Annotated in this window: 18 protein-coding genes; 4 read left to right on the forward strand and 14 right to left on the reverse strand. The window is 53.7% G+C overall.

Annotated elements, in window-relative coordinates; genetic code table 11:
- Window positions 1-194: 194 nt before the first annotated feature.
- Window positions 195-914, forward strand: coding sequence for an osmolarity response regulator transcription factor OmpR (ompR, locus tag ACMYSL_RS01045; protein WP_006177890.1), 720 nt, complete (start codon window positions 195-197; stop codon window positions 912-914).
- Window positions 911-2,272, forward strand: coding sequence for a two-component system sensor histidine kinase EnvZ (envZ, locus tag ACMYSL_RS01050; protein WP_304254138.1), 1,362 nt, complete (start codon window positions 911-913; stop codon window positions 2,270-2,272). The genes ompR and envZ overlap by 4 nt, the downstream gene beginning before the upstream one ends.
- A 264-nt stretch (window positions 2,273-2,536) precedes the next feature.
- Here envZ and araD read toward each other — a convergent pair whose 3' ends face one another.
- The 14 genes from araD to ACMYSL_RS01120 form a co-directional block, all read right to left on the reverse strand.
- Window positions 2,537-3,235 carry an L-ribulose-5-phosphate 4-epimerase gene (araD, locus tag ACMYSL_RS01055; RefSeq protein WP_434661145.1) on the reverse strand — a complete coding sequence of 233 codons (699 nt, stop codon included), beginning with the start codon at window positions 3,233-3,235 and terminating at the stop codon, window positions 2,537-2,539.
- Entirely contained in the window at window positions 3,229-4,089 is an 861-nt protein-coding gene (locus ACMYSL_RS01060) for an L-ribulose-5-phosphate 3-epimerase (protein WP_434661146.1), read from the reverse strand. Before ACMYSL_RS01060 ends, araD begins: the two co-directional genes overlap by 7 nt.
- Window positions 4,082-4,744: a 3-keto-L-gulonate-6-phosphate decarboxylase UlaD gene (gene ulaD / locus ACMYSL_RS01065; RefSeq protein WP_434661147.1), complete on the reverse strand. Its 663-nt coding sequence runs from the start codon at window positions 4,742-4,744 to the stop codon at window positions 4,082-4,084. Before ulaD ends, ACMYSL_RS01060 begins: the two co-directional genes overlap by 8 nt.
- Window positions 4,741-6,237 (reverse strand): FGGY-family carbohydrate kinase, encoded by a 1,497-nt coding sequence (locus ACMYSL_RS01070; protein WP_434661148.1) that lies wholly within the window; start codon window positions 6,235-6,237, stop codon window positions 4,741-4,743. Before ACMYSL_RS01070 ends, ulaD begins: the two co-directional genes overlap by 4 nt.
- 2 nt (window positions 6,238-6,239) lie before the next feature.
- Window positions 6,240-7,226, reverse strand: coding sequence for a 2,3-diketo-L-gulonate TRAP transporter substrate-binding protein YiaO (gene yiaO, locus ACMYSL_RS01075; RefSeq protein ID WP_434661149.1), 987 nt, complete (start codon window positions 7,224-7,226; stop codon window positions 6,240-6,242).
- A 13-nt stretch (window positions 7,227-7,239) separates the two neighbouring features.
- On the reverse strand, window positions 7,240-8,517 hold the full coding sequence (gene yiaN, locus ACMYSL_RS01080; RefSeq protein WP_434661150.1) for a 2,3-diketo-L-gulonate TRAP transporter large permease YiaN: 1,278 nt from the start codon (window positions 8,515-8,517) through the stop codon (window positions 7,240-7,242).
- Between the two features lie 2 nt (window positions 8,518-8,519).
- Window positions 8,520-8,993: a 2,3-diketo-L-gulonate TRAP transporter small permease YiaM gene (gene yiaM / locus ACMYSL_RS01085; RefSeq protein ID WP_434661151.1), complete on the reverse strand. Its 474-nt coding sequence runs from the start codon at window positions 8,991-8,993 to the stop codon at window positions 8,520-8,522.
- A 64-nt stretch (window positions 8,994-9,057) separates the two neighbouring features.
- The gene (locus tag ACMYSL_RS01090; protein WP_434664330.1) at window positions 9,058-9,993 is read right to left on the reverse strand and encodes a DUF4862 family protein; all 936 of its coding nucleotides are present in this window, start codon (window positions 9,991-9,993) and stop codon (window positions 9,058-9,060) included.
- Between the two features lie 31 nt (window positions 9,994-10,024).
- Window positions 10,025-10,492: a YhcH/YjgK/YiaL family protein gene (locus ACMYSL_RS01095; protein WP_434661152.1), complete on the reverse strand. Its 468-nt coding sequence runs from the start codon at window positions 10,490-10,492 to the stop codon at window positions 10,025-10,027.
- An 11-nt stretch (window positions 10,493-10,503) separates the two neighbouring features.
- Window positions 10,504-11,502 carry a 3-dehydro-L-gulonate 2-dehydrogenase gene (gene yiaK / locus ACMYSL_RS01100; RefSeq protein ID WP_434661153.1) on the reverse strand — a complete coding sequence of 333 codons (999 nt, stop codon included), beginning with the start codon at window positions 11,500-11,502 and terminating at the stop codon, window positions 10,504-10,506.
- Between the two features lie 118 nt (window positions 11,503-11,620).
- Complete coding sequence (locus ACMYSL_RS01105; protein ID WP_434661154.1) at window positions 11,621-12,493, reverse strand: SMP-30/gluconolactonase/LRE family protein; 873 nt, start codon at window positions 12,491-12,493, stop codon at window positions 11,621-11,623.
- Entirely contained in the window at window positions 12,494-13,603 is a 1,110-nt protein-coding gene (locus ACMYSL_RS01110; protein WP_434661155.1) for an ABC transporter substrate-binding protein, read from the reverse strand. It lies immediately after the preceding gene.
- Window positions 13,604-13,614: 11 nt separating this feature from the next.
- Entirely contained in the window at window positions 13,615-14,694 is a 1,080-nt protein-coding gene (locus ACMYSL_RS01115; RefSeq protein WP_110276267.1) for an ABC transporter permease, read from the reverse strand.
- A 14-nt stretch (window positions 14,695-14,708) separates the two neighbouring features.
- Entirely contained in the window at window positions 14,709-16,229 is a 1,521-nt protein-coding gene (locus tag ACMYSL_RS01120; protein WP_434664333.1) for a sugar ABC transporter ATP-binding protein, read from the reverse strand.
- Between the two features lie 222 nt (window positions 16,230-16,451).
- Here ACMYSL_RS01120 and yiaJ point away from each other — a divergent pair, with 222 nt between their 5' ends.
- Both yiaJ and ACMYSL_RS01130 read left to right on the forward strand, forming a co-directional pair.
- The gene (yiaJ, locus tag ACMYSL_RS01125) at window positions 16,452-17,270 is read left to right on the forward strand and encodes an IclR family transcriptional regulator YiaJ (protein ID WP_182235279.1); all 819 of its coding nucleotides are present in this window, start codon (window positions 16,452-16,454) and stop codon (window positions 17,268-17,270) included.
- A 118-nt stretch (window positions 17,271-17,388) separates the two neighbouring features.
- Entirely contained in the window at window positions 17,389-17,877 is a 489-nt protein-coding gene (locus tag ACMYSL_RS01130) for a 4Fe-4S binding protein (RefSeq protein ID WP_181484480.1), read from the forward strand.
- Window positions 17,878-17,983 lie beyond the last annotated feature (106 nt).

Here is a 17,983-nt window from a genome sequence, read left to right on the forward strand (position 1 = left end):
GCACAATTCGTCGCACGTAATAATACCGACAGGATAAATAATGTGTCTTATGCTTAAATGTATACTTAAGCTGCTGTTAAATATGCTTTGTAACAATTTAGCCTGGAATATATACCAGATTTTGCTGGTGAGCGACCCGGGCTTTTTTGAGAATACGCACTGACAAATGCAGTGAACCTTTGGGAGTATAAACAATGCAAGAGAATTATAAGATTCTGGTTGTCGATGACGACATGCGCCTGCGTGCGCTACTCGAACGTTATCTGACCGAGCAGGGCTTCCAGGTTCGTAGCGTGGCGAACGCTGAACAGATGGATCGCCTGCTGACCCGCGAGTCCTTCCACCTGATGGTGTTGGATCTCATGCTGCCTGGCGAAGATGGCCTGTCCATTTGCCGTCGCCTGCGTAGCCAAAGCAACCCGATGCCGATCATTATGGTGACGGCAAAAGGGGAAGAAGTTGATCGTATCGTTGGCCTGGAAATCGGCGCTGACGACTACATTCCAAAACCGTTTAACCCACGTGAACTGCTGGCCCGTATCCGCGCCGTGCTGCGCCGCCAGGCCAACGAATTGCCGGGTGCACCGTCACAAGAAGAAGCGGTTATCGCCTTCGGTAAGTTCAAACTGAACCTCGGCACTCGCGAGATGTTCCGTGAAGATGAGCCGATGCCGCTGACCAGCGGTGAATTCGCGGTGCTGAAAGCGCTGGTTAGCCACCCGCGCGAGCCGCTGTCCCGCGATAAGCTGATGAACCTCGCCCGTGGCCGTGAGTACTCGGCAATGGAGCGTTCCATCGACGTACAAATCTCCCGCCTGCGCCGCATGGTGGAAGAAGATCCAGCACATCCACGCTATATCCAGACCGTTTGGGGCCTGGGCTACGTCTTCGTACCGGACGGCGCTAAGGCATGAAACGCGTGCGCTTTTCGCCGCGAAGCTCATTTGCCCGCACTCTGCTACTGATTGTCACCTTGCTGTTCGTCAGCCTGGTGACGACCTATTTAGTGGTGCTGAATTTCGCGATCCTGCCGAGTCTTCAGCAGTTTAATAAGGTTCTGGCCTACGAAGTCCGTATGCTGATGACCGATAAGCTACAACTGGAAGATGGCACCCAACTGGTGGTGCCGCCGGCGTTTCGGCGCGAGATTTACCGCGAGCTGGGCATTTCGCTTTATTCCAATGAAGCGGCGGAAGACGCAGGCCTGCGCTGGGCGCAGCATTACGAATTCTTAAGTCAGCAGATGGCGCATCAGCTGGGCGGGCCGACCGAAGTGCGGGTTGAGGTGAATAAAAGCTCCCCCGTGGTCTGGCTGAAAACCTGGCTCTCGCCCAATATCTGGGTGCGCGTCCCGCTGACCGAAATCCATCAGGGCGACTTCTCGCCGCTGTTCCGCTATACCCTGGCGATTATGCTGTTGGCGATTGGCGGCGCCTGGCTCTTTATTCGAATTCAGAACCGACCTCTTGTCGACCTGGAGCACGCAGCGCTTCAGGTCGGGCGAGGCATTATTCCTCCACCGTTGCGCGAATACGGCGCATCGGAAGTGCGTTCGGTAACCCGCGCCTTTAACCATATGGCGGCGGGCGTCAAACAGCTGGCGGATGACCGCACGCTATTGATGGCTGGGGTGAGTCACGATCTGCGTACGCCGCTGACGCGCATCCGTCTGGCGACGGAGATGATGGGCGAAGAGGACGGTTACCTCGCCGAGTCGATTAATAAAGATATTGAAGAGTGCAACGCCATCATCGAGCAGTTTATCGACTACCTGCGCACTGGCCAGGAGATGCCGATGGAACTGGCGGACCTTAACTCGGTGTTGGGTGAAGTGATTGCGGCTGAAAGCGGCTACGAGCGTGAAATCGACACCAACCTGCAGGCTGGTGAAATTCCGCTGCGGATACATCCGCTGTCTATCAAGCGCGCGCTGGCCAATATGGTCGTGAACGCCGCCCGCTATGGTAACGGCTGGATTAAAGTCAGTAGCGGGAGCGAAGGTGGTCGGGCATGGTTTCAGGTTGAGGATGACGGTCCGGGCATTAAACCAGAGCAACGTGAGCATCTGTTCCAGCCGTTCGTTCGTGGTGACAGCGCCCGCACCATCAGCGGAACGGGCCTGGGGTTAGCTATCGTCCAGCGTATTGTCGATAACCATAACGGCAAGCTGGAGCTGGGCTCCAGCGAGCGCGGTGGGTTATTGATTCGTGCTTGGCTTCCTGTTCCGGTGAATCGCGCCCTGCCGCCAATAAAACCGGCTAAAGAGAGTTAAGTCTGCAACAACCCGGCGTGCCCGGTTTTGTAGCCCGGGAAAGTCCACGCAATATTTCAGTAAGAGACATCCCCGGATTGCGGCTGACGCCTTATCCGGGCTACCAGCCTCGCGGAGGCTTGTGGTTTCCCGGAGGCGGTGCTGCGCACCTGTACGGGCTACAAAACCGCACGAACCCGTAGCCCGGGCAAGGCGCGTTAAGCGCCGCCCCCGGGGAAAGTCCGCGCGATATTTCAGTCATAGACATCCCCGGATTGCCGGGCGTTAGTTTTGCCCATAATAGGCATTTGCACCGTGTTTACGCAGATAGTGTTTATCGAGCAGTTCAGACTGCATATCCGGCAGCTGCGGGGCCAGCTGGCGTGAGAACAGCCCCATATAGGCGCACTCCTCAAGGACCACGGCGTTGTGCACGGCGTCAGCGGCATCTTTACCCCAGGCAAACGGACCGTGTGAATGAACTAACACCGCCGGGATTTGCGCCGGATCCAGACCGCGCTCTTCAAAGGTTTTAATAATCACCTCGCCGGTTTGATACTCATACTCACCGTTAATTTCCTCAACGGTCATCAGCCGGGTGCAGGGGATTGCGCCATAGAAATAGTCGGCGTGGGTGGTGCCCCAGGCGGGCAGATCGAGCCCGGCCTGCGACCAGATCGTCGCATGGCGGGAATGGGTATGTACGATCCCACCGATCTGCGGATAGCGGCGATAGAGTGCCAGATGGGTCGCGGTATCGGACGACGGTTTTTTGTTGCCTTCGACGACCTTACCGCTGGCGATCTCTACCACCACCATATCGGCGGCGGTCATCACCTCATATTCAACGCCGGAAGGCTTGATGACCATCAGCTTGCGCGTCTCATCGACCGCGCTGACGTTGCCCCAGGTAAAGGTGACCAGCCCGTGCGCCGGAAGCGCCAGGTTTGCCGCCAGCACCTCGGCTTTCAGTTGCTCTAACATGTGAAACCTCCTTCCTGCATCCGTGATTCAATCCAGCGGCGGGCCTGGATAATTTCCAGCACCGGCTCGCTGGCTTTCTCCGTCCACATCTCAATCAAAAATGAACCGCGATAATTCAGCTCATGCAGCGTTTTAAAAATGCCGACAAAATCAACACATCCTTCGCCAAACGGCACGTCGCGGAACTGTCCGGGGCTATCGCCGGTCACTGGCAGCGTGTCTTTCAGATGGATTGCGGCGATACGGTCGATGCCCAGTTCCAGCTCGGCGGTTACATCGTTCCCCCAGGCGCTGAGGTTGCCGACGTCCGGATAGACCGTGAACCATGGTGACGACAGCATCTCGTCCCACTTTTTCCACTTGCTGATGGAGTTCATAAAGGCGGTATCCATGATCTCCACCGCCAGCATCACTTGAGCCGCTGCGGCTTGTTCCACCGCCCAGGCCAGCCCTTCGGCGAAACGTTGCTGGGTGCCTTCGTCGTGCTCTTCGTAATAGACGTCGTAACCTGCCAACTGGATGGTGCGGATACCGAGATCGCGTGCCAGGCGAATGGCTTTGGTCATGATCTCCCGCGCTCGTTCGCGAACCGCTTCATCGCGGCTGCCGAAAGGGAAGCGACGATGGGCGGATAGGCACATGGATGGGATGGCGACGCCGCTTTCCAGCATCGCGCTCACCAGCGATGCGCGCTGGGCCGGCGTCCACTCCAGACGAGACAAGCGTTCATCAGTTTCGTCCACCGACATCTCGACAAAATCAAAGCCGCAGCTTTTTGCCAGCACCAGCCGCTCCGGCCAACTGAGGTCTTTCGCCAGTGCTTTCTCGTAAATACCTAATGGATGATTACGCATGCTGTTCTCCCCAGATAGCGTCAATTTGGGCGTGGAATTCGGCGGCGACCTGCGCCGGATGGGCGACACCTGCCAGCGCGCGCCCGGCGATAAATGCCTTGACGTTAATGTCGCGAAACAGTGGCAGATCGGCGGGGGTAATGCCGCCGGTAATCGATAGTTCAAGGCCGATGTCGGACAATGCTTTCATACGTGCCAGATCCGCTTCGCCCCACTGCTGTCCGCTGGCCTGCGCATCGCGTCCGCGGTGGTAAATCGCCTGGCGAACCCCGACGCGATACCAGTCTCGGGCGTCGTCCAGCGTCCAGTTGCCGAACAGTTCCATTTGAATTTCACCGCCGCAGTCCTGGGCGACGGCGTGGCCTTTCTCGATCGTGGCGAGCGGTGCGGCGCAGATGATAGTCATCCAGTTGGCGCCAGCGCCAAAAGCCTGCTGCGCCAGGGTTTCACCGGCATCGGCAACCTTCCAGTCGGCGACAATGATTTTTTCCGGGCACTGCGCTCTCAGGGCGTTCACCGCGCGAAGGCCTTCGGTTAAACAGAGAATGGTCCCGGCCTCAACGATATCGACATGATCCTGTAGCAGGGCGACATCGCGCTGGGCTGCTTCCAGGCTGGTGTGGTCGAGCGCCAGTTGCAGTAATGGTCGGCTCATAATGCGTGCTCCTTAATACGGGCGTGATAGCCCTGTAGTGCGGTAATCAAATCCTGGTATTGGCGGTATTTACGCTGATAGAGGGCGTGCGCGGTCATGTCCGGTAGCAGCGTGCGCACCGGGTGCTGCAGGTCGCGTTGGGCATCGCTGAAATCGCGATATACACCGGTGCCGACGCGGGCGGCGAGGGCCGCGCCAAAGCAGCCAGTCTCCTCCACCTGCGGCAGTTCGATGCGCAGGCCGCTGACGTCCGCCAGCATCTGCATCCAGACGTCGGAGTGCGCCGGGCCGCCGGTGACGCGCAGGGTGTGAACCTCGGTAAAGCGTTCACGCATGCGGTTGAGGTGGGTCATGTGGCTGAACACCACGCCTTCATAAACCGCCTGCAGCAGATGAGCACGGGTGTGCAGCGCCTGCATGCCGTAAAAACCGCAGGTCATCTCCAGCCCGGCGTTGCTGCCGTACAAAAACGGCAGAAAAAAGAGCTCACTGCTCGCTTTTGGCAGGCTGGCAACGGCCTGATTAATTTCATCGAAAGAGATCTCCCCCCACTGGGCGGTGAACCACTCCAGGTTGCCGGAAGAGGTCGGGCTGGCTTCGTGAACGATGTACTGCCCGTCATTGACGTAGCGGCCATAGACGTAAGGATGGGCCTCATGCTCGCGCAGGCCGTGAGCTATTCCGCTGGTGACGGCCCAGGTACCCATTACTGCATTGAGGGTGTATTCATCTTCAATACCGGCGCAGAGTGCGGTGGAAACCACGTCAAACAGGCCGCCGACGACGGGGGTGCCCGCCGCCAGACCAGTGATGGCGGCTGCCTGAGCGGTGATTTCCCCGCATATTTCTGCTGAGCCGACGATGGGTGGCAGTGCGCCGTTGATTTCGCTGATGCCCAGCCATTCGGTCAGGCGCGGGTCGTACTGACCCGTCGCCATGTTGTAGAGATTGGACTCGGAGATATTGCTCTCCTCGCAGCCCTTTACGCCAGTTAAGCACCAGCGCAGATAGTCATGCGTCATCATCACGCAGCCAATCTGTGCATAGCGCTGCGGCTCGTTGTCTTTAATCCAGCGTAAAAGGGAGACCGGATGTCCGGTCCAGAGGGTTTGTCGAGTCAGCGGATAGAGTTTTTGGGGAATCGCCTCTTTTTGCCAGCGCTGGACAATTTCCATAGCGCGACGATCGGAAGAGAGTATCGCTTTACCTAATGGCCGATCGCTTTTATCTAACAAAAATAGGCCTTTCCCCTGAGCTGAAATACCCAGGCCGCGGATTTGTGAACCGTTCACCCCCGTGTGCACCAGCAGTTTGTTGATGACCGAGCCGCATTGTTGCCACAGTTCGGTCATATCGCGTTCAACCCAGCCTGGCTGCGGGCTTAAAGCGTGCAGCGGCAGGCGTTGCACAGCTACTTCCCGGCCTGCGCCATCGTACAATCCGGCTTTTAGCCAACTCCCACCACAATCTAACCCCAGCCAGTAGTTGCTCATCTTTATTGCACCTCATCCACGGCTTTCAGGAGGTCAGCACCCTGCGGATTGTCTTTCAGGAACATATCGCGTACCTGAGTACCGAGTGCGTCACTAAAGGCTTTACGGTCGATGTCGGTCAGGACTTCAACCCCAGCTTCTTTCATTCCATCGATAATTTTTTGCTGATCTTCGGCGACCAGCTTGCGCTGGTAGTCACCCGCTTCTTTGGCAGAGCTCAGCAGCGCTTCCTGGATGGTTGGGCTCAGGGAGTCGAATTTAGATTTATTGATCACTACCAGTAGAGGTGAATAAGCGTGATGAGTGAGGGAGAGGTATTTCTGTACCTCATAGAATTTCGCTGACCACACCACGTTGATAGGATGTTCCTGGGCATCAATCGTACGGGTTTCGAGGCCGGTATAGACTTCGGCAAACGGCATCGGAATGGGATTAGCACCGAATATTCTAAATGCGGCAATATTCATTGGGCTGTTGTTAGTACGGATTTTTAAGCCTTTCAAATCGGCTGGTGTTTTCACTGGCAGACGAGAGTTGGTGACATCGCGCCAACCGTTTTCCCAGTAGGCCAGCACTTTTAATCCCTTGGGTTCGAGATCTTTTTTCAGCTCATCACCGACTTTGCCATCAAGCGTTTTGTGCGCGTGCGCGGTATCGCGGAACAGGAAAGGGACATCCAGCAGATTCATCACCGGAGCCAGGCCGGCAAAGTTATTTGAGCCGGACATTTCCATGTCGATCATGCCGCCACGCACGCCGCTGATCATCGCCTGCGCATTACCCAGCGTACTGTCTGGAAAGAGTTTTAAAACCAACTCGCCATTGGTTTTTTCTTTTAAGAGCTCATTGAATTTTTTCGCCGCAATATGCTGCGAGTCCGTTTGTGAGGTTTCATAACCAAAACGTAAGGATTGTGCTGCCTGAGATGACATCGTGAATGTAACCAGACCAGCCATTAATAACGTGTAGGTAACAGAACGTAGTTTCATTATATTTTCCTTTTTAGCTCATCCATTTGAGAGGTGTGGTAATCAGCTCTGGAATAAAAATAAATAGGCCCAGAAGCATGAACAAAACCATGACGTAAGGCGCAACGCCTTTTACAGCATCATCAAATTTGAGTTTTGCGACACCGCAGATAACGTTGAGGACGTTACCGACGGGAGGAGTAATAAGAGAAATTGAGCAGTTGATAATAAACATGATACCGAAATAGATAGGGTCTATTCCGGCTTCTCTGACTAACGGCATTAATACCGGCGTAAGAATTAACACGGTTGGGGTCAGGTCCATTACGGTACTTATCATCATAATAGCCAGCATAATGACGATAAATAACAGTCGCGGAGAATCCACTAATGGCTGTAGCAAATCAGAGACCATCATTGGAAGTTCTGCAATGGTAATAAGCCATGCGGAAACGGCGGCAGCGGCAACTAAAAACATAACAACAGAAGTGGTTTTAGCGGCACCAACCAGAACACGATAAAGCGTAGCGAAGGTCATTTCGCGGTATATAACGACAGCAACAAATAGGGCGTAGAAAGCTGCGACGGCACCCGCTTCCGTTGGGGTGAATAAGCCTGAACGGAAACCACCAATAATAATCACGGGTAAGAATAGCGCCCAAATCCCGGATTTTAATGACTGCCAAACTTCCCGCATGGAGGCTTTGGGCTGGCGGGGCAGATTGAGTCGGCTGGCCTGCCACCACCAGGTGAGCATTAACGTCACACCCATCATGATGCCCGGCGCTATTCCGGCCATAAATAGCTTGCTGATGGATAATCCGCTGGAAACGCCGAAGATAATTAACGGGATGGATGGTGGGATAATTGCGGCAATAATTCCGCCAGAACCGATAAGTCCCGCGGCGCGGTTTACAGGGTAGTTGGCCTGGCGCATCATGGGAATCAGTAGCGCAGCGACGGCGGCTGTATCCGCTACCGCAGAGCCGGAAAGGCTCGCCATGATCATTGCAGCTAATACGCCGACATAGCCCAGACCACCGGCTTTATGTCCAACCAGCTTCATCGGGAGATCGACAATACGCTGCGACAAGCCGCCCGCGTTCATTATCTCGCCGGCCAGTATAAAGAAAGGAATCGCCAGCAGAGAGAAGCTGTCGGCTCCGTTGACCAACGTCTGGGCGAGGATTTGTACGTCAAAGATATCCATCCAGAACATCAGCGCCACGCCGCACATCAGCAGTGACCACGCAATCGGCACACCAATCGCAATTGAGCCTAACAAGCTGACAAGAAATATTACTACGGTCATTATCAGACTCCTTGCGGTGGCTGCTGGGTTGGGGAGGCGCGCGTTATCAGGCGATATAAATGACGAATCTCAAGCAGCGCGATAACCAGGCTGGTGGGAAGGGCTGCGGCATACATCAAACCAACCGGTAAACCCAGAATTGGAGAGAGGTCGCTCCAGTCCTGGAGCGTTTTTTTTGTGGACCCTACAGCAAGCGCAAGGCAGAGGAGTAGGACGAGCGAGTGGGTTAATATCGCCATGCGTCGCTGATTATTCGGCGAGAGCTTTTCGACCAGAAAGGAAACCTGCACATGGCTACCATCCATAAAGGCCACTATCGCACCAATAAAGGTCAGCCAGACGAACAGGAAACGAGATAACTCATCTACTGATAATATGCTGGTGTGAAAACCATAGCGTAAAATGATATTAATGAAAACAATGCAGGATAGCACTGCAATTATGATTGCGAGAATGGCTTCGAGTATTCTCTTCATTAGCGTTCCTTCAAACTATTTTTCTGTTAGTGAGAACGTGAATTAAAGCGGCAAGAGAGCAATACTAAGAGCGCTCTTGATATGCTTTTCCCATTAAAGAAATACCATCGCGTAATATCTCTATACGATGCTGGACATCAGCATTAGCATCTATTTCCAACAGCTTAATACCGGAAAAATGTAATGCAGATGGCGGTGCTATATTCAATAATTCTTTAATATGGTCGAGCGTCATGATGCTTTCCGGGCAGAAAGGGGCAAAGGGAGCGTGAAGATCTTGCCATTCACCGTAATCCCCTGTTTGCGTGGTACCGGAGAACATCAGCCCATGTAATTTACCTGCGCGTTGAGCGATTAACGCATGCTGTAGCGGCAACGATGTATTCCGGCCTTCAATCGCCGAACGCGCCCAGTTAATGCAGACGCTAATGTCATAGTCAGCGATGACTTCCAGCACGTTTTCTAATGGCAGGAATCCCTTACGGGGAGTGGTGCCGGTCATGGCATCGCAATGTTCCAGTACCAGATCGCAGGACCAATCCCAACCGGCAATCTCTTTCAGTGAGCGGGCAAAGGCATCGGTGGCCTGAGCCACGTTCGGATTACCTGCCAGCGGTGCGGCATGCAGCTCAAGGGCGATGAACTTCCCGGCGCTGTTGGCATTGAGTTTATTAATCTTCTGATACAGGTGGCGATAGTAATCGACGCAGGTTTTACGCTGGGTTTCATCGCTGGAGGCCAGGCCAAAGCCACCGTTTTCACCGCGACGGCGCATGGTTTCCATAATCGCAGTCACCACAATTTGCCACTCTGCTGGAGTGTGGCGTAATAACCACTCATCACCATAGGGGTGAAGATTTTCCAGGCACGGCTGTTCCAGACCGCGGATATGCGGCGTGTCAGCAAGCTGTCGCCAGAATTCCATCTCCAGCTTTTCATTTTGTTGGTGAAATGAGGGCGCACAGGGGTACGCACCGATTATAAAGCCGGTATGATTCATTTTCATTTACCGCTCCTGAATAGAAGTTGTATTAATTCAGCGCAGTTAGCGCTATTTTGACCACAACTTTCCTTATTGCCGTTGCTTCTTTTTTATTACAGCCGGGGCGATGTACATCTTGTGGAAAAAAGATGGCGTAGCTGCCTGGTATCATTTCAAAAAAAGATTCATGTTCACTGTCGTGATAGTAAATAATGTCGCGCTGTTCCAGAAGCGACTCGCTAATTTCGTTATTTCCGGTATCGATAGCCAGCCCGATTTTTTCTTCACCCCACGCCATAAATTGAACATCCAGATACTGGCGATGGACTTCTGGTGATATTTCCGTATAGGGTCGGGTGGTGAGATCGAGTATTTGCGCGTAAATGGTCCTCCCTTCAATTTCAACCACTCCCGGCTTCAGCGTCTGAAAATCGGTGGTACGCAGGAAGTTGAGCGCTTTTTCAATCGCTGCCGGAAGTCGGCAGGGATTCGGCTGTGAAATATGACCAAAAATCATGATGTTTCTCCCTACAGAGCTTTGATCTTCGCCCATACGCTGTCATCAACGGTGATACCGTTGCGGCGATTCTCCTCTAACAAGCGAGTGAACTCATGGCCTGGCAGGCGGACTGCGACGTTTTCATCGGCGCGTTCGGCGGTGGTGATAAAGTCCATGATGCGTTGCAGCTTGGCGTCGCGGGTCGTGCCGTCAATTAACTTATCAACTTCGATAGCGATGAAAATCTGTGAGATGCCGTATTCATCGCTGTTATCTTCGGTAACCTCAGCAACCGATGCGCCATCGGAAAGTAGCGTCGCTATCATGTCCAGCACGATAGACATGCCGGAGCCTTTCCAGTATCCCATCGGCAGAATGCGCCTGTTTTTTTCAATTACGCCAGGTTCTTTGGTTAAGTTGCCATCGTCATCAAAACCCCCATCAACCGGAAGTTTACGACCAGCGAGACGGTTAACTTCCAGCATGCCGTAGGAGAACATCGACATCGACATATCAACCATGGTGATTGGCGTCGACGGGATGGCAACGATCAGCGGGTTGGTACCGATGCGACACTCTTTCGCTCCCCACGGTGGCATCACCGCAATGGAGTTGGTCCAGCAAATGCCAATGTAGCCTTTTTCTGCCGCTTGCCAGCCATAGCTGCCGCCGCGCATCCAGTGGTTGGCGTTGCGTACTGCGACCAGCCCAATACCGTGGTCGGCAGCCAGTTCGATGGCTCTGTCCATCATCTTTTGGGCGGTGAGGTTACCGATAGAACGCTGGGCATCCCACTGTTCTATCGCGCCCAGCGTGGTGATGCGTTCTGGCTGCGCGTCAGGAATAATATCGCCGTTTTCCAGTTGCTGAATAAAGCGCGGGAAGCGGTTTACGCCATGGGAATAGACGCCTGATTCGGTGGTGCGTGCGAACATCTCCGCGCAGGTGTCAGCGGTTTCGGCTGCCACGCCCCGGGCCGTCAGGACGCGGGCAAACTCATTCTTCAGGTCTGCAAAACTAAGTAACATACGTCATCTCCGTTGGGTTTTTGTTTGTTTCACATAGTAAAATGTGGTTCCAAAAATATTTATTCAGGGACAAAAAAATGCTGACAGATGTTATGTCGGCACGCATTTTGCTGATCTACTAGCGGGCGTTGGCTGTGTTGATAGCTACGCGATACAGCGATGTAGTCGCCGTAATGTACAGCTCACTATTGTCCTTTCCACCAAAGGTACAGTTTGAGACGCGCTCCGGAATGGCGATTTTTTCCAGCAGAGATCCTTGTGGTGAAAGGATCAGAACACCATCTTCACAGCTGCAGTAGATATTGCCCGTCCTGTCGACACAAAAACCGTCCGGAATACCTGGGGTAATCTGGGCGATAACGTGTGAAAACAGGGCGTAATCACCTGTCAGCCTATAAGCTCGTATCTCGCGGCGACCCTGCTGCGGGAAATCAATCACCGACATATCGGCGATATAAAGCCAGCGGTCATCAGGCGAAAAGGCTATCCCGTTTGGTCGCTGTGTGTCGCAAATGGCGATGGCAACCTTCTCGCTGGTTGGATCAAATCGGTACACATAACAACCAATGACCTGGCTTTCAGCGCGATACCCCTCTTCGTTGCTGGTAATGCCGTAGGGGGGATCGGTGAACCAAATCGAGCCATCCTGACGGATAGCGACATCGTTGGGGGAATTAAACCGACGCCCTTCGATTTTATCGACCAGCATCGAGCAGGTGCCATCGGCGTCAGTACGACTAATACCGCGGCGACCATGCTCACAGGTAATGATTCCTCCTCGCCCATCAAGCGCGTTCCCATTGGCAAAATGGGACTCGGCGCGAAACAGACTGACGCCATGTAGGTCATCCCAACTGAACATCCGGTTTCCTTTAACATCGCTGAAAACCAGACGCTGCTGTGCTGGAAGCCACACCGGTCCTTCAGCCCAGATGGCGGGAGAGCAGAGACGCTCCACGCTATCAGGGCAGTGGAAGGTATAAGCCGTCATTTATTTCACGCCCCATATGGCTTTGTAATGCGTGCGGTAATCGTTGCCCGGGTCAAATTCGTTTTTCTGGCCACCGTCGGCATTTATATTCTCTTTGGTGACCAGATGTGCTGGAGTGATATAGCCTGACGGCTTCTCCCCGGCAAATGCACGGTTGAATTCATCCAGTAATTGCCAACCATGCAGTTTTAATGGCTCGGGTACGGTAGCAATCTGACTTCTGTCATCCCGCACGCGCTGGTAAGCGGTAACTGAGCCATCCCCGGCAGAGATGTTGAACGGTGGCGTGCCCTTGCTGCCTTTGTTGGTGCTTTGCAGTGCGGGGGCCATAAAGTCAAAATAGAGATCGTTTATTGCCAGTGAATACTGAAAATCATCGCCATATTTTTGTATCAGGCTATAGGTCATGCCGGGCATACGATTTGACGTATCGGCAAGCGGTGTATCAATAAACTCCACGACTTTACAGCCCTGGCACTGGTTGATGACCTCTTTCATGGCATTCGCTTTATCCAGCGCGATTTGGTAGAGAGAATCCGTGAAGATCAGCACTTTTGCCGTGCCGTTTGATTGCGCAACGGCATACAAAGCAGCCATGCGCGACACCTCGTTAGAGTCAGAGGTGACATTATAAAAAATGTTGTACGAAGGCACCGGACCGGGGGCCGGTACGGCGTGCCAGGCGGTAAGAATAATGCCTTCTCTTACGGCTTTCTTCAGCGGGATTTTTGCTACGTTAGGGTTCCATCCGCCGATGACGATGCCATCAGGTTTACGGGCAATGGCCTGATTTAATGCCGCCAACTGGTCTTTAACTGACCCCGCGCCATCCAGTACGTCCAGCGACCAGCCCGCTGCCCTGGCGGCCTCGGCTAAGCCCTCTTTCACGCCAAGTACGCCGCCATTTTTCATGTCCGAGGCGATAAAAATGATTTTTTTATTCGCCTGTAATTTCGGACCCTGCGTCGGCCCATCCCAATCTGTAACCGGGGAGGTCGCTTTAGCAATGACGGCTTTGGCCTGCTCAACGAAGGCGTCTTCAGCAAGACTTGCGCTGGAGGTGATTAACAGTCCCGTCGCCAGGAAGTAAGAAACTATTTTTTTGTTCATTTTCAGTTCCTTCAGTGTGTGATTTTTTCGCCAACTGTGGAGTTTGGGCCCGGTTGTGGTCGCTGGATTAATTTTTTGCTCTGAGCGCGGCGGCGCTGTGCGTAGCCTGCCAGCGTGATGGAGAAGAGTAGCGTTGCGCCGTTAAACAGCGGCTCGACCCAGAATGCGCCACCAAATTGCTGAATCCCGGCGATGCCAATCGCCAGCACGGCGATTCCGACAACAGTTCCCCAGACGTTAACGCGTCCGGGACGAATGGTTGTACTGCCAAGAAAAGCGCCGACCAAAGCAGGAAGCAGATAGTCCATCCCTACGCTGGCCTGTCCAACACCCTGTTCGGCGGCGATGATCACACCGGTGAACCCGGTAAGCGTGCTGGAAGTAATGAATGCCCCGATGGTGTAGCGGTTAACGGCAATTCCATTGAGCGCTGCTGCAACAGGGTTACCGCCTACGGCGTACATGCATCGCCCAATCGGGGTATGTTCCGTGACTATCCACAACACAATGGCAGCGAATAGCACATAAAACGCGACAATAGGGATACCAAACACATCTGTGTGATGAAGGGCAATAAACGCATCCGGAAGATCGCCGACGATTTGCCGTCCGCCGGAGTGCCAAAGCGCAATGGCGTAAAGCACCGTCCCGGATCCGAGCGTCGCGACAAAACTGTCGATATCCGCCAGAGCAACAAGGATGCCGTTCAGCAAGCCATAGAGTGCGGAAAGTATCAGTACGATGAGCACCGCCATCGGCCAGGAAAAACCGTATTCCACTTGCAGCGTGATCGCGAGGATATGCCAGAGCACGATACCGAAACCGACGTTCAGGTCTATTTTGCCCACAATCATGGGGATGGTGGCGGCAAGCGCGAGCAGGGCTATTTTGGATTTACTGTCGAGAATAGCCTGAAGCGTTAATAACGACGCGAAAGAGGGCGTTGTCAGAGAAAACAGAGCAATCAGTAAAATACAAATCACCGGTAGTCCGTAACGGGTTGAGAACTGACCCAGCCACGGTAAAAAACCGTGTTCTTGTAATGAGACGCGAGATTCAAGCGCCGTTGATTTCATTGATGTTTTAGCCATGATTCACACCCTGGTTAATGTGCTGTGCCGCTGCCGGAGGCAAGCTCCAGTAATTTTGCGAAGGTGACATCCTGATTAATGAGTTCACCGACAATTTTGCCGCGATTAAATACCAGTGCGCGGTTACAGATATGCGCCACCTCTTCCAGGTCGTTAGAGATAACCAGAATGGCGACGCCTTTTTCTAAGGCTGCATTAAGTAAATCGTAGATTTCAGCGCGGGCACCAACGTCAACCCCGGCAGAGGGATCTTCCAGAATAAGCAGTGGCGCATTTAATGACAGCCAGCGTGCCATAACGACCTTCTGCTGATTCCCGCCTGACAGGGCGCTAATCTCAATATTGATTTGTGCCGGGCGCACATCGAACTGAGCTATTTTTTCCCAACTTAGCGGCGCTTCTCGTTGTTCGTTATAGCGAGACCAGGCTGAATGCCCGTGTTTGCAGGGATTAAGAAACAAGTTTTCGCGCACCATCATGCCGGGGACCAGGCTTTCTCCAAGACGATCGCCCGCCACGAAGGAGACGCCTGCCGACATCGCTTCTCCTGGCGTTGATGCGCGGTATGGCGTATTGCAGAGTTCAATTACGCCATGGCTTGCGGTGCGGCAGGCAAAGAGTAAACGACCGATTTCTTCCTGGCCCGCGCCGCGTAATCCCGCCAGAGCGACCATTTCACCTGCGCGCAGGGAAAAGGATACCGGGCCGGTATCGCCGACGCAGACGTTTTCCAGTTTCAATAGCGTCGGGGCCGTGCTGTCAGGTAGGGGCAAACGCTGCTTATCACGTAACGCTTCGCCTACGATCAGTTCCACCAGGCTGCGTAATGTGTAATGGGCAATATCTCCACCGCCGGCATAGCAACCATCGCGCATGGCACAGACGCTGTCGGCCATCTCCATGACTTCATCCAGGCGGTGGGTGATGTAAATCATACCGACCTGCTTTTCCCGCAGTACGTTCATGACGCGAAAAAGGTGACGAACATCATCGGCAGGCAGTGACGCAGTGGGTTCATCGAGGACTAAGACGGAGGCTTCTACGGCAACCGCACGTGCAATTGCCAGCAGCGATTTCTCCGTGCGCGATAGATCGAATACGTGATCGTCAGGATCAAGATCGATGCCGATCCCTTCCAGCGCTGCTTTGGCCTGTTCACGCGTTTTTTGCCAGTCGATCAGGCCAAAGCGGCGTGGAAAGCCCATCACCATGGCCATGTTTTCGGCGACGGTCATCCACTCAACCAGCCCTAAGTCCTGGTGAATAAAGGCGATCGGCTGTTGATTGCCTTTTTTAATTGCGGCGGCAGAGTCGATAGGTGCGCCGTTAAATTTAATTTCGCCGCTGTCGCGTGAGTAGACTCCGGCCAGAATTTTGATAAGCGTTGATTTCCCCGCACCGTTTTCACCTAACAAGGCAACAACCTGGCCTGGGTAGATGTCCAGGCTGACATCATTAACGGCGACATTACCGCCAAAGCGTTTGACGATATGACGCATAGATAGCAGGGGCGGTATGGCCGTTTTTTCCGTCATCATAATGGGCTCCCGGCACGTTTTTGGAGTACTTATTGAACTTTAAATTTCAATATGCGAAATCTGATTTCAAATATAACGATAGGTTTTTCACAAAGCAATCTGTTCATTGATTTAAAAAATATTATAAAATCAAATGATTATAAATTATCTGTCGAGATCGTGAACTGAAACACACTTTGCGCTACCATCAGAGCGCGACGAAAAAGTGGAGCGGAAGCGATGGTCACAAAAGAGTGCGAAATGACGCAAGATAAAGAGAGGCCTGCGGGAAGTCAGAGTCTGTTCCGCGGTTTGATGCTGATTGAGATCCTCAGTAATTACCCGAACGGTTGCCCGTTGGCGCACCTGTCGGAGTTGGCAGGGTTGAACAAAAGTACTGTCCATCGTTTATTGCAGGGGCTGCAATCTTGCGGATACGTGACGCCGGCCCCGGCTGCGGGGAGCTATCGCCTGACAACGAAGTTTATTGCTGTCGGTCAGAAGGCCTTGTCATCGCTCAATATCATCCACGTCGCGGCACCACACCTTGAGGCGCTCAACCTGGCGACCGGTGAGACGGTGAACTTTTCCAGCCGTGAAGATGATCATGCTATTTTGATTTATAAGCTAGAACCGACGACCGGTATGCTGCGCACTCGCGCCTACATTGGTCAGCATATGCCGTTGTACTGCTCGGCGATGGGCAAGATCTACATGGCGTTTGGTCATCCTGATTATGTTGAGAGCTACTGGAATACTCATCAGGACATTATTCAGCCGTTGACCCGTAATACCATTACCGGCCTGCCTGCGATGCATGATGAACTGGCGCAGATCCGCGAGCGTAATATGGCAATGGACAGGGAAGAGAATGAGTTAGGCGTTTCCTGTCTGGCGGTGCCGGTTTTCGATATTCATCGAAGGGTGCCTTACGCTATCTCCATTTCTCTATCGACATCGCGCCTTAAGCAGGTTGGAGAAAAGAATTTGCTGAAGCCGCTGCGCGATACGGCAGAGGCTATTTCCCGTGAACTGGGGTTTTCCGTGCGCGAAAATTAAGGCAAATGCCCAGATCGTTGCGGATATCTGATAAAAAAAGCCGCTGACTCCATTCAGGATCAAGGCGCGGGACCGGCTTTTTCTGGCAACCTGCATTTTTATTTCCAATGGAGCAAGGATGAACCGGTTTATTATCGCAGATGCGCAAAAATGCATTGGCTGCCGTACCTGTGAAGTCGCCTGCGTGGTGTCCCATCAGCAGGACCAGGACTGTTCTGGTGTCTCCGCCACGCACTTTGCGCCGCGGATCCGCGTGGTGAAAAATGACGATATCTCGACGGCAACGCTGTGCCGCCAGTGCGAGGATGCACCCTGCGCGAATGTTTGTCCTGAAGGCGCTATCCGCCGTGAAAACTCAGTCTGGCGTGTGGATCAGCGGCGCTGCATCGGATGCAAAAGCTGCATGATAGCGTGTCCCTACGGCGCAATGACCGTGATGCTGGTGGATGATGGCGTACAGGCGTTGAAGTGCGATTTGTGCAGCCATCGCGAAGAGGGCCCTGCCTGCGTGGCGGCATGCCCGACTCAGGCGCTGCATTGCATGGAGCCGGTGGAGCTGGAAAGAATAAGCGCCGAGCGCCGCCGACGGACGGCGTTGGCGATGTAGCGTGTTCCCCGGAGGCGGTGCTGGCGCACCTGTCCGGGCTACCGAACCACAAGCCGCACGGTCCCGCCCGGACTCGTAGCCCGGGCAAGGCGCATCAAGCGCCGCC

Source organism: Klebsiella sp. MISC125 (genome assembly GCF_051131775.1).
Taxonomy (GTDB): domain Bacteria; phylum Pseudomonadota; class Gammaproteobacteria; order Enterobacterales; family Enterobacteriaceae; genus Klebsiella.

What these genes read in the sequence shown, in the direction of transcription:
- ACMYSL_RS01110 (WP_434661155.1), bottom strand. Translation starts at nt 13,603, where the DNA reads ATGAACAAAAAAATAGTTTCTTACTTCCTGGCGACGGGACTGTTAATC.
- ACMYSL_RS01095 (WP_434661152.1), bottom strand. Translation starts at nt 10,492, where the DNA reads ATGATTTTTGGTCATATTTCACAGCCGAATCCCTGCCGACTTCCGGCA.
- ACMYSL_RS01105 (WP_434661154.1), bottom strand. Translation starts at nt 12,493, where the DNA reads ATGACGGCTTATACCTTCCACTGCCCTGATAGCGTGGAGCGTCTCTGC.
- yiaN (WP_434661150.1), bottom strand. Translation starts at nt 8,517, where the DNA reads ATGACCGTAGTAATATTTCTTGTCAGCTTGTTAGGCTCAATTGCGATT.
- ulaD (WP_434661147.1), bottom strand. Translation starts at nt 4,744, where the DNA reads ATGAGCCGACCATTACTGCAACTGGCGCTCGACCACACCAGCCTGGAA.
- yiaO (WP_434661149.1), bottom strand. Translation starts at nt 7,226, where the DNA reads ATGAAACTACGTTCTGTTACCTACACGTTATTAATGGCTGGTCTGGTT.
- ompR (WP_006177890.1), top strand. Translation starts at nt 195, where the DNA reads ATGCAAGAGAATTATAAGATTCTGGTTGTCGATGACGACATGCGCCTG.
- araD (WP_434661145.1), bottom strand. Translation starts at nt 3,235, where the DNA reads ATGTTAGAGCAACTGAAAGCCGAGGTGCTGGCGGCAAACCTGGCGCTT.
- ACMYSL_RS01120 (WP_434664333.1), bottom strand. Translation starts at nt 16,229, where the DNA reads ATGACGGAAAAAACGGCCATACCGCCCCTGCTATCTATGCGTCATATC.
- ACMYSL_RS01090 (WP_434664330.1), bottom strand. Translation starts at nt 9,993, where the DNA reads ATGAATCATACCGGCTTTATAATCGGTGCGTACCCCTGTGCGCCCTCA.
- ACMYSL_RS01130 (WP_181484480.1), top strand. Translation starts at nt 17,389, where the DNA reads ATGAACCGGTTTATTATCGCAGATGCGCAAAAATGCATTGGCTGCCGT.
- yiaM (WP_434661151.1), bottom strand. Translation starts at nt 8,993, where the DNA reads ATGAAGAGAATACTCGAAGCCATTCTCGCAATCATAATTGCAGTGCTA.
- ACMYSL_RS01115 (WP_110276267.1), bottom strand. Translation starts at nt 14,694, where the DNA reads ATGGCTAAAACATCAATGAAATCAACGGCGCTTGAATCTCGCGTCTCA.
- yiaK (WP_434661153.1), bottom strand. Translation starts at nt 11,502, where the DNA reads ATGTTACTTAGTTTTGCAGACCTGAAGAATGAGTTTGCCCGCGTCCTG.
- ACMYSL_RS01070 (WP_434661148.1), bottom strand. Translation starts at nt 6,237, where the DNA reads ATGAGCAACTACTGGCTGGGGTTAGATTGTGGTGGGAGTTGGCTAAAA.
- yiaJ (WP_182235279.1), top strand. Translation starts at nt 16,452, where the DNA reads ATGGTCACAAAAGAGTGCGAAATGACGCAAGATAAAGAGAGGCCTGCG.
- envZ (WP_304254138.1), top strand. Translation starts at nt 911, where the DNA reads ATGAAACGCGTGCGCTTTTCGCCGCGAAGCTCATTTGCCCGCACTCTG.
- ACMYSL_RS01060 (WP_434661146.1), bottom strand. Translation starts at nt 4,089, where the DNA reads ATGCGTAATCATCCATTAGGTATTTACGAGAAAGCACTGGCGAAAGAC.